Here is a 10,486-nt window from a genome sequence, read left to right on the forward strand (position 1 = left end):
AATAAAACCCTGCGCGTTTTCAGATAACCCAGGAACCTGCGCAGCAAGCGCATAAGGTAGGCTTCGCGGTAGAATAAGCCCCAATGCTTCTTCGCCTAAATACTCACTATGTATATCTTCACTCTCTGGCTGGTTTGTCACAATGCCAAGCTCCAGCGTATTGTTCGCAATGCCTGACAAAATAGTACGACGAGGTGCGACTTCCACGTGAATATTAAGCGCGCTATGCTGTTTTTGCAGTGCCAGTAAGGCTGGGTAAATACGCTGAGCAATCGCACCCGAGCAGGCTACTACGCACTTACCTTCAAAAGGGGCGTCAAACTTTAAGCTGGCAATAAAATCTTGCTCTTTTTCCTGCTGCTCCTTGGCATAGTGGTACACACGCTGGCCCTGTTCAGTTAGCTGAATCCCCTTGCCTAAACGGATGACTAGTTCACACTGACATGCCTCTTCCAGTTTCTTAAGGTGCTGACTTACGCCCGGCTGCGTCATAAACCGTTGCTCTGCGGTGCGCGTAAAGTTCCCCGTTTCTACTAACGTGATGAAGGTGTCTAGCCAAGTAGGATTTATCATTCGGGTATAATTTAAATTTATTAAATTTAGAAAATATCATAATTTCATGTTTCATCTTTGTCTAGCTACTATGTATGCACATTCACTTAAGCGGTGTTCGAGTTGGCCTTCTTGACGAGGCGGCCGCTTAAGCCATTTCGATAACTTGCACTAAATAGGAGTAAGTGATGACTGAAGCAGTAAAAACACCGTATCCACGTACGTTTTCTCATATTGGAATTTCAGTACCTGACTTAGAAGCTGCCGTGAAATTTTATACCGAAGTACTTGGTTGGTACCTCATCATGAAGCCAACCGAGATTGTTGAAGATGACTCGGCGATTGGCGAAATGTGTACCGATGTATTTGGTCCAGGTTGGGGGAAATTTCGCATTGCGCACCTTTCAACAGGTGATCGTGTCGGCGTTGAAATTTTTGAGTTCAGCAACCAAGAGAACCCAGAAAACAACTTTGAATATTGGAAAACCGGTATCTTCCATTTCTGTGTTCAAGACCCAGATGTAGAAGGCTTGGCTGAGAAGATTGTCGCTGCTGGTGGTAAAAAGCGAATGAAGGCGCCGCGTTATTACTATCCGGGTGAAAAGCCTTACCGCATGATTTACATGGAAGACCCGTTTGGCAACATCCTTGAAATTTATAGCCACAGCTATGAGTTGCATTATGCAAGCGGCGCTTACGAATAAGCATTGTTTGTAAGGTCTGTTAATTATCGCTTCATGCTTGTATGTAGCGGGCGTTAATTAACAGGAAGGCGAGGGCGTTAATAGCAATTAAACGTACCTCGCCTTTTTATTTTTAATTAGGCTAACCGAACCTGCCAGATACATAAGGGTTCGTAGCCTTTTCGGTTGCAACCGTAGTGGTTGGCCCATGACCCGGGTAAATCGTCATATTATCCGGCAGCACCATAATTTTCTGTTTAATCGAGTCGATTAATTGCTGATGATTACCTTGTGGGAAATCAGTTCTGCCAATAGAGCCTGCGAAAATTACATCACCCACAATAACGCGATTACTTGAGCGTTCTACCAGCACCACATGACCAGGTGTATGACCCGGGCAATGCAGCACTTCTAGCGTTAAATTGCCCACTGAAATGGTATCGTTGTCGTTTAACCACTCGTTGGGAGCAAAAGGCTGGGCGGGTGGAAAGCCAAACATCTGGCTTTGCTGCATAAGTGCATCTAGCCAGAATTTATCGCCAATATGCGGCCCAACAATAGGTACACCGTAATGTTCAGCAATGGCGACAGTGCCGCCCACATGATCTAAGTGCCCATGAGTGAGTATAATTTTCTCTATACTCACGCCTTTATTCGATGCAGCTTCAATCAACTTTTCAACGTCGCCGCCTGGGTCGACAAACGTGCCTTTGTTAGTGGATGAATCCCAAATTAATGAACAGTTTTGGGCAAAGGGCGTAACGGGTATAACTTGAATTTCCACGGTTTAACCTTTTGATTCTTTGTTGCTTGGAGCGAAATAAAAAAAGTAAAGCAGTGCGCCAACCACTAATTCACCCAGTAAAAATAGCCACGCGTTGGTTGACGACTGTGCAATAGACCATGCGCAAACCGCTAGTGCGACAAAGGGTATCAGACGTCGAAACAGGTTTACAGGGCTGGCAAATGCGCCTGCAGAGCCGTTAAAATAAGCGTCTTTCTTAGAAGTATCTTGCTGCATGCCGCTTTGTGAATAAGCGCTCTGCAAGGAAGTTTCCTGTAAAGGTGCCCTCTGCAATGAAGCCCGCTGTGCTTTCATCAACACCACTACACACACGGCGTAAACCACAAGCCGTGCAAGCACGCTTGAAATAGCTAACCACACAAAGCTGCCGCTCAGCGCCATAGTACCGGCAAATATTCCCAGTATTGATATGGAAACTGCTGGGGTAGCAAAGGATGTGTGAATCTCACCTAACTTCTGTCCCAGTTTACCTGGAATAAGTGACTGCTGCGCCATAGAGAACGTAAGTCGAGACGTAGATATCATATTCGCTAACAAGTTACCGGCAACAGACACTACGGCGGTTAGCGTCATAATAAGCGCCCCAGTTTCGCCAAATATCATATTGGCGAGTGCAATAAGTGGTGCGCTATCCGGCTTTGCAGGCCCTACAGTGTGCCAATAAAGCCACTGCACGCAAAAGTAAAATATGGCGATACCTGAAACTGTAAGCATTAAAGCCCGAGGTATGGTCTTTTTTGGTGAACTGGTCTCGCCGCTCGTGACCACTACCGTTTCAAAACCAATAAAGGCGTAAAGCGTAAGTAGGGCGCCGGCAGAAATGGTGTCAAACGCAGGTACAACGGATTCCGAAGAACGTGTTAGCGCAGTAGAAAAATCGAGCTGCCAGTAACCAACCGCAATAAGCGCCACGAAAGGCAGCAGTTTTAGCACCGAGATAGTATCAAGTGAACGCATGGCGGCCTTAAGGCCGACAATATTCACTACGATTAGTGCTGTGGTAAGCGCGATAATAGCGAATGATTTGCCTATTCCCGCATTTAGTTCGGGCCACACATAGCCGGCGTATAGCAATAACACGTGCATGTTGGCTGCAATCGCGGTTGCGCGAGCTAAATAGTAAATAAAGCCCGTTTGAAACGCCGCTGCGTCGCCGAAGCCTTTCTGGGCGTACACCACAGGTCCGCCGGTTTCTTGGTACAGCGCCGCTAGCTGCCCAAAACACCACACAATGGCCAGCATTAGCGCGCCAAAAATCAAAAAGATGTAAGGGCTGAAAGCGCCGAGCTCAGCGGCCATTTTAGCGGGCAGAGCAAAAATACCCGCTCCAATAAGGCCATTTAACACCAAAAGGGCAGCGCCAATGCCGCCAATCCCTTTGGTTAACAGGCTTTTGTTTTCGCTACTCATTTAGAAAAAACTTCTTCTCCCGCCACATAAGTTGCGTGTACTTCGGTTTTCCAAATGTCTTTGGCATCAATGGTAAAAATATCTTGGTCGACCAAGATAAAGTCTGCCCATTTTCCTGGCGTTAGTGTGCCTAAGGTATCTTCCATGTGCCCTGCGTAGGCTGCATCTAAAGTAAACCCTTTAAAGGCTTGTTCAATGGTTAACGCTTCGTGGGCATACCAACCTTTTACGGGTTGATTGTTTCTGTCTTGTCGCGTAACCGCAGCGTGAAGCCCGTAAAAGGGGTTAGCAAGCTCTACAGGGAAATCAGAGCCTAAGGGCAGTGCAATGCCCGAATCGAGTAGCGTTTTCCACGCGTAAGCGCCTTTCATACGATCTTTGCCAAGGCGATCTTCCGCCATGTTCTTATCGCTGGTGGCGTGAGTAGGCTGCATGGAAGGTAAGACCTTCAGCGAAGCAAAGCGGGCTAGGTCGTCAGGCGCAATCACTTGTGCATGCTCAATGCGGTTGCGCAGTTCGCTGCCGCCAATACTCTTAAACGTGGTTTCAAACTCGTTCAGTGCAACATGGTTAGCCTTATCACCAATGGCATGGTAGTTAAGCTGGAAGCCCGCACCAATTACCGTAGTAAACAGTTGGGTCATATCTTCTGGTTGAGTTAACAGCAATCCATGTTGATGCGGCGCATCTGAATAAGGTTCAAGCAATGCTGCGCCTCGGCTACCTAGTGCGCCATCGCCATAAGCTTTAACTGAACGAATATATAAAAAGTCGTCTTTATCGCGGATAGCGCCATTGCCTAACATGGTGCTGAGGTCAGGGTCTGTCGCACTCACCATGGCATAAATACGCACAGGCAAGTCACCTTCTACCGCTTCTTTTAAATAGAAATCGTAAACGTCTCTGTCTATGCCAGCATCGTGCATTGACGTAACACCATTTGCTAGTAAGTGCTCACCTGCTGCATGTAATTGCTGCTCGTAAATAGCGTTGCTTGCTTTAGGCAAGTGCGCTTCTATTAATTGCGATGCATTATCAATGAAAACACCGGTAGGATTACCGTCAGCGTCTTTAATGATTTCGCCACCTGCAGGCGATGGGGTGTCTTTAGTTATACCCGCAATTTCCATCGCTTTACTGTTCACCCAGGTAGCGTGGCTGTCTACGCGAGCTAGTGCAACAGGTCGGTCAGAAATGACTTTATCTAGATCAGCCGCTGTTGGAAACGCTCTGTCAGACCATAATTCCTGGTTCCAACCGCGCCCGGTAATCCAAGCTTGTTGTCCATTCGCAAATGCGTATTCGGCAACTGTCTTGGCCGCGTCTTGTGCACTGCTACTTTCTCGCAAATCGACTTCCAACAAGTTTGCGCCTAAGCCTAGTAAATGCCCGTGAGCGTCGATAAGCCCGGGTAGCATAACTTTGCCTTTGCCATCAATAGTGCTGTCGACAGGCGTGGTGCCTTTGTCGATATCTAATGCAACCACTTTGCCTTCATCAATGACAAGGTTTTTAAACGTAATGAGTTTGCCACTTTCATTTAACGTATAGCCTTTTACGTTCTCAACAAGCGTTGCAGCATCTACCGTAAGCGTGGTGGTTATAGCGCCTAACGTTGCCGCCGTTATAAAGGTTGCGGTTAGTAACTTTGAAAGCGAGTGCTTTTTAAATGTCAGGGCCGACAATGTAGAGTTCATAGTGAGTTTCTGCCTTTTTTATTTCTGTTTTATTCTTTGTTTTTATAGTTTTTATACCGAGCTGCTCGAGTTTCAATAGCTACGCACTAACGCAACGCTATGCCTCGACACGCTCGGTGTCTTCAAATTCGTCTTCGTCATCAAGGTCAAGAATGGGAGGCTGCAGCAAAAAATCTCTCTCCCAAATCTTAGCCATACTCGCCTGACTTATGTTGCCACCACTTAATATAACAAGAGCGGTTTGCCCAGGCGGGGTGTTGGCAGCCCAAGCCGCTACTGCAGCCATGGTCATCGCGCACGTGGGCTCAATATGAAGCTTTAGTAAATGATGTAGCCATTGGGTCCAATAAGCAATTTGCAGCTCGTCCACTTCATAGAAATCATCTATTTCTTGCAATATAGGGAACGTAACATCGCCAACAGAAGGCGTGGCAGCGCCGTCTGCTAAGGTATTTGGTGCATAGTCTAAGGCAATGATCTCACCAGCTTGCAACGACATAGAGGCATCATTCGCCTCGGCAGGCTCAGCGCCAATGACCAATGCATTTGGCTGTAGTGCGCGAGTTGCCAGCAATGAGCCCGACAATAACCCTCCGCCTCCGCAGGGCGCAAAGACAGCATCGACCTCACCAATTTCGTTAAGCGCTTCTAACGTTGCCGTGCCTTGTCCTGCCACAATATCTTTGTGGTTAAACGGCGGTATCCAGACCGTGTCTGGTGCTTTTGACGCTTGCTCGACAGCCGCATCTGCTTCTGGACGGGTAGGAAATAGTTTTAATTCAGCACCATAGCTTTGCGTAGCAGCAGCTTTAATCGGCGAAATGGTCTCGCTCGCAAAAATAGTGGCTTTAATACCAAAGTGAGACGCTGCATAGGCTACTGCCTGAGCATGATTTCCAGAGCTATTGGCGACCACATGCTTCGGTAAACGACCTTCCTCTTTCAAGCGGGCTAAAAAATTCATAGCGCCGCGAATTTTGAATGCCCCGATGGTCTGTAAGCACTCCGCTTTAAACAGAATGCGGTTGCCCATCCATTTGTTGAGCAACGAAGATTCAACAATTGGCGTTTTCTTTACGTCGCCTTTTATACGTTCATAGGCTTGTTTAATGTCTTCGAAATTTGGGGAAATACTCATTAAGTAACGCTCTTTTCATTTTGGTTTTTTTATGGGGTAGCGCCGACAAGGGCCTTTACGCACTAAAAGAAAATCGGAAGCCTTACAGTGCCAGATACTATTAGATAACGCCAGAGCCTATACCACATAAGACAATTCATATTTATTTAATAATTCTACTTTAGTATACCGGCGCTAGTTACCGGAGACAGGCACATGTTAAGCAAACACAACCATCGTATTTACGCCTTACCTACGGTTTTGTTTCTTTTTCTCACCTTTTTATTTGTTTCTGCTGGTGTTTTTATTCAAAACGATGAACGCGCAGCACGTATTTCTAAAGCGCAGTCGGTTGCCGAGCAGGTAAAAATTAGTCTTGAAGTATTCTCAAGCGAACGTATTCAAGCGCTGCACAACCTAATGCGAAACTGGCCCACCTTTGAACCAAACCAAGTAGACTGGTTTAATGCGCAAGCCCTGTCATTGATGGGCATGCAGCGAGGCTTTTCATCGCTGGTATTTGTCGATGCTAACGGTGAGATAGCGTGGGTGGCAACGCCATCTTCCGGTATTAAAACCCGTATAGACAACAGCCTCATTGGCCATCCTATGGACGCGTTGGGCTTAAACATATCGCGATTGTCCGAGAATTTGGAAAGCACGCTTTTGTATTCAGATGCTGCTCAACATCACTTTATCGTTGTGGGCAGGGCCATAAGCCCTCAAGAGCCTGAGCATGGATTTCTGGTGGCGGGGTTCGACGTACAAACCATATTAACCGTGATGTTAGGCGAGTTAGTAGGCCCACAGTTTAACTTTCAGCTTAACGCCGACAGTGCAACGCTTTTTCAAAGCGGTGAGTTAGTCAACGATGGCACCATTGTGTCGCTTTTGCCGTTCAGTTTTTTAGAACGCGATTTTTACCTTTCCATGCAGTCTCAGCTAAGCCCATATAACTCAGGCTTGTTAATTATTATAATTGGACTGTTGATGTCAGCGCTAGTTAGCTATGTGCTGCACAAGCAGCTTAAAGGCGCGGTTAATTTGTCTTTGAGTCAGCAGCGTTACCTCACCGCTAGCGAAGCCTCCCTTGATGCGCTTCTTATTTATCAGCCAACAGATGATGACTTTTCTCTAGTAGAAGCAAACTCATACAGTCGCTATCTATTTCGCGGTGCATGCGATGTATTGCGGTCTATGAACTTAGCCGAGCAAACGCGTTATTTAGGTTTAAGCAGTGAATTTAAAAACGCCAAAAACGTTGCTGAACTTGGCGTGCCTTATGAAGCTCACCTTGCCATTCATAGCGATAAGATTGCGCCTCAATGGATAAAAGTTCAGGTGGTAAAAGCCGGTGACAATATTGCGGTAACCGTAAGGGACGTGACCGAACGTTTTCGCGCCCAGCACGATTTAAAGCGTAGCGAAGAAAAGTATCGCCGCTTAGTTGACGGCATGCACCGCCACTTTGTTTACACCAAGACCATCGAGCACAACTTTATGTATGTAAGCGCGGGTATTGAAAAGATTTTAGGGTTTAGCGCAGAAGACTTCTGTGCAAACGAATCGAAGTACGTTCGCCAAGTACCTGACGAGACATTTGAGATACGCCAAACCATTGCCCGTGGCGAAAAGCCCGAGCCTTATATTGTGCATTATCAAGGCAAGGTCGGCGAGCCGTTAGCGATTGAATTTTCAGACACGCCCATTGTCGACGAGCAAGGATTACTGGTTGCCGTTGAAGGCATCGCTCGCGATGTGACCAAAGAGCTGGCGCTGCAGGAAGAAGTGTATTTTCAAGCTAACCATGACCAGTTAACCGGGCTGTTTAATCGCTATGCATTTGATGAAAAACTGCGAGCGATCCTTGATGAAACGCATAAAGCGGCTGGTCAGCAGGGCGAGAGCAAGGCTTTAAACCACATTGATTTTGAAAAAGTGGCGAGTATCAATTCGCCTCGCGCTTACCACAAGCAAAGCGTGATGTGCTTTATCGATATGGATCGATTCAAGTTAGTAAACGACAGCTGTGGTCATCCAGCGGGCGATAAGCTGCTAAAAGAAATCTCCATCATATTTAGGCAATACGTGAATGGGCAAGACTTGCTTGCCCGAATAGGGGGAGACGAGTTCTGCATTATATTTCGCAATCAAAGTTTGGATGAGGTGACCAAGCGCCTAGACAAGCTTTTATTGGCGATTTCAAATTATCGTTTTGTTTATGACGACAAGTTGTTCTTTGTAGGGGCAAGCATTGGCGTTATTGAAATAAACGAGAGTACACAAAGTGCAGAAGCCTTAATTAAAGCTGCTGACAACGCGTGTTACAAAGCCAAACACTTGGGTCGAAACCGTTACTTTGTGTTTCATGATAATGACTCGCAAATGGCCATTGATGACAGTGAAAACCAGGTGTTACATGCCTTGCATCACGCATTACAAAACGACGGGTTTGAGTTGTATAGCCAAGCTATCATGCCGCTTAACGTGCCCAACCAAGAAAAGGCCGCCCAACTTCAGCATTACGAGATTTTGCTTCGTCTAAATGCAAAAGACAGTGGCCTTATAAGCCCGGGGCTTTTCATCCCGTTGGCAGAGCGTCACGGTTTAATGAACAAAGTGGATATGTGGGTGGTAGATAACACCCTTAAAACCCTTGAAAGTAATCCTGCTCACATCGATAACGTAGGCAAAGTCGCAATTAATTTATCAGGTATTACACTGGGTGATGAAATGGCGCTGCACAACATTGCCAAGCGCATGCAAAGTACTTCTGTACCTGCTGAGAAAATTTGTTTTGAGATTACAGAAACAACAGCGGTAACAAACTTGAGCGCTGCTAAACACTTTATTTCTACGTTACGTGATTTAGGGTGCAGCTTTGCTCTAGACGACTTTGGTGCAGGTATGTCTTCATTCACTTATCTTAAAAACCTTGATGTTGATTACGTTAAGATTGACGGCTCCTTTGTGCGAAATATCGTTCACGATCCTATCGATCATGCTACAGTAACAGCGATAAATAATATTGCGCACAGTATGGGTAAACAGACCGTAGCCGAGTTTGTGGTCGATAACGCGACCGCTGAAGTGTTACGAGAGCTTAAAGTAGATTTCGGTCAAGGCTTTGCTTTAGATAAACCCAAGCCGCTGGCGCATAGAGTTCAATGGCGAGTTAAACTTGCCTCTGCCTAAAAGGAAATGTCATGGGTTTATTTGATACCATCATGGGTAATGCAAGCGAGACTAGCGCTTCAGATGTTCAAGAAGAGCTTACGCCTATACTTGCTGCTAACGAAACCGTTACCTCTGCGTTTAAATTAGTACGCGATTTAAGTGTATTCACAAACAAGCGCCTAATCCTTATTGATAAGCAAGGCCTTACCGGGCGCAAAGTGAACTATCATTCAATACCTTATAAATCTATTACGCAGTTTATCGTTGAGACGGCAGGGCATTTTGATACTGACGCCGAGCTTAAAATTTGGCTGTCGGGCAAAGCCGATCCTATTGAGATTGAACTAAGTGCATCGTCTGCTCAGGCGGTACAGCAAAACCTAGCAACCCAGATGTTTAGCTAGTTTCTGCATTTGTAATACTTGATAGATGCTTTGAAGTAGCAAGTAGCAAGTAAAGAAAGTCTAATCACCCTACAAGTGCACAAAGCGCTACAACGCAAACATGCACAAAATAAGCGTTAATTAAACTGACCAAACAAAAAAGCGATGCCTTCATAAGCATCGCTTTTTGCTTTTTACTGCTTTCTAGGGCTTGTTGAGCTTAGATGTACAGAGATCAACAGGCCCCAGGCTCTAACCGTATTAGTCTTTCAAGTTACGGTTAAAGAAGTTAGTAATAGTTTTGTATAAATGAATGCCCGTTTGCTTACCACGGATGCTGTGCTTCTTGCCCGGGTAATCCATAGTTTCAAATGGAATTGCCAAGTCTTGAAGGTGCTTGTAGAGCATTGTTGAATGGGTAAACAACACGTTGTCATCTGCCATGCCGTGGTAAATCAAAAGGTCGCCCTTCAGATCTTTTGCGTAAGGGAATACTGAAGACGCAGTGTAAGCATCATCATCTGTATTTGGGTTGCCCATGTAGCGTTCAGTGTAGTGGGTATCGTATAAGCGCCAGTCAGTTACCGGAGCACCTGATACGCCCGCTGCAAAGTAATCGCCCGCTTTGAACATGGTCATCAGCGTCATGTAGCCGCCATAGC

Annotated in this window: 9 protein-coding genes; 3 read left to right on the forward strand and 6 right to left on the reverse strand. The window is 46.1% G+C overall.

Features of this window, described 5'->3' with window-relative positions:
• The coding region (locus QVA83_RS00915) for a LysR family transcriptional regulator (protein WP_287498008.1) at nucleotides 1-573 on the reverse strand (573 nt) is incomplete at its 3' end.
• A 167-nt stretch (nucleotides 574-740) separates the two neighbouring features.
• Between QVA83_RS00915 and QVA83_RS00920 the strand changes: the two genes are divergently transcribed.
• Nucleotides 741-1,256, forward strand: coding sequence for a lactoylglutathione lyase family protein (locus QVA83_RS00920; RefSeq protein WP_014950763.1), 516 nt, complete (start codon nucleotides 741-743; stop codon nucleotides 1,254-1,256).
• 121 nt (nucleotides 1,257-1,377) lie between these two features.
• Here the strand turns inward: QVA83_RS00920 and QVA83_RS00925 are convergent, their stop codons facing one another.
• From QVA83_RS00925 to QVA83_RS00940, 4 genes are all read right to left on the reverse strand, one after another.
• On the reverse strand, nucleotides 1,378-2,019 hold the full coding sequence (locus tag QVA83_RS00925; protein WP_014977444.1) for an MBL fold metallo-hydrolase: 642 nt from the start codon (nucleotides 2,017-2,019) through the stop codon (nucleotides 1,378-1,380).
• A gap of 3 nt (nucleotides 2,020-2,022) precedes the next feature.
• Entirely contained in the window at nucleotides 2,023-3,450 is a 1,428-nt protein-coding gene (locus QVA83_RS00930; RefSeq protein ID WP_014977443.1) for an APC family permease, read from the reverse strand.
• Nucleotides 3,447-5,147 (reverse strand): amidohydrolase, encoded by a 1,701-nt coding sequence (locus tag QVA83_RS00935; protein WP_014977442.1) that lies wholly within the window; start codon nucleotides 5,145-5,147, stop codon nucleotides 3,447-3,449. Before QVA83_RS00935 ends, QVA83_RS00930 begins: the two co-directional genes overlap by 4 nt.
• 97 nt (nucleotides 5,148-5,244) lie before the next feature.
• The gene (locus tag QVA83_RS00940; protein ID WP_014977441.1) at nucleotides 5,245-6,285 is read right to left on the reverse strand and encodes a serine/threonine dehydratase; all 1,041 of its coding nucleotides are present in this window, start codon (nucleotides 6,283-6,285) and stop codon (nucleotides 5,245-5,247) included.
• A 195-nt stretch (nucleotides 6,286-6,480) separates the two neighbouring features.
• On the opposite strand from QVA83_RS00940, the gene QVA83_RS00945 reads away from it, so the two are divergent.
• On the forward strand, nucleotides 6,481-9,459 hold the full coding sequence (locus QVA83_RS00945) for a putative bifunctional diguanylate cyclase/phosphodiesterase (RefSeq protein ID WP_014977440.1): 2,979 nt from the start codon (nucleotides 6,481-6,483) through the stop codon (nucleotides 9,457-9,459).
• Between the two features lie 11 nt (nucleotides 9,460-9,470).
• Nucleotides 9,471-9,845: a PH domain-containing protein gene (locus tag QVA83_RS00950; protein WP_014950757.1), complete on the forward strand. Its 375-nt coding sequence runs from the start codon at nucleotides 9,471-9,473 to the stop codon at nucleotides 9,843-9,845.
• Nucleotides 9,846-10,085: 240 nt separating this feature from the next.
• On the opposite strand, the gene QVA83_RS00955 is transcribed toward QVA83_RS00950, so the two are convergent.
• The coding region (locus tag QVA83_RS00955) for an alpha/beta hydrolase family protein (RefSeq protein ID WP_287498009.1) at nucleotides 10,086-10,486 on the reverse strand (401 nt) is incomplete at its 5' end.

Origin of the sequence: Alteromonas sp. AO-Serp (assembly GCF_017849675.1) — a bacterium.
GTDB lineage: Bacteria > Pseudomonadota > Gammaproteobacteria > Enterobacterales > Alteromonadaceae > Alteromonas > Alteromonas macleodii.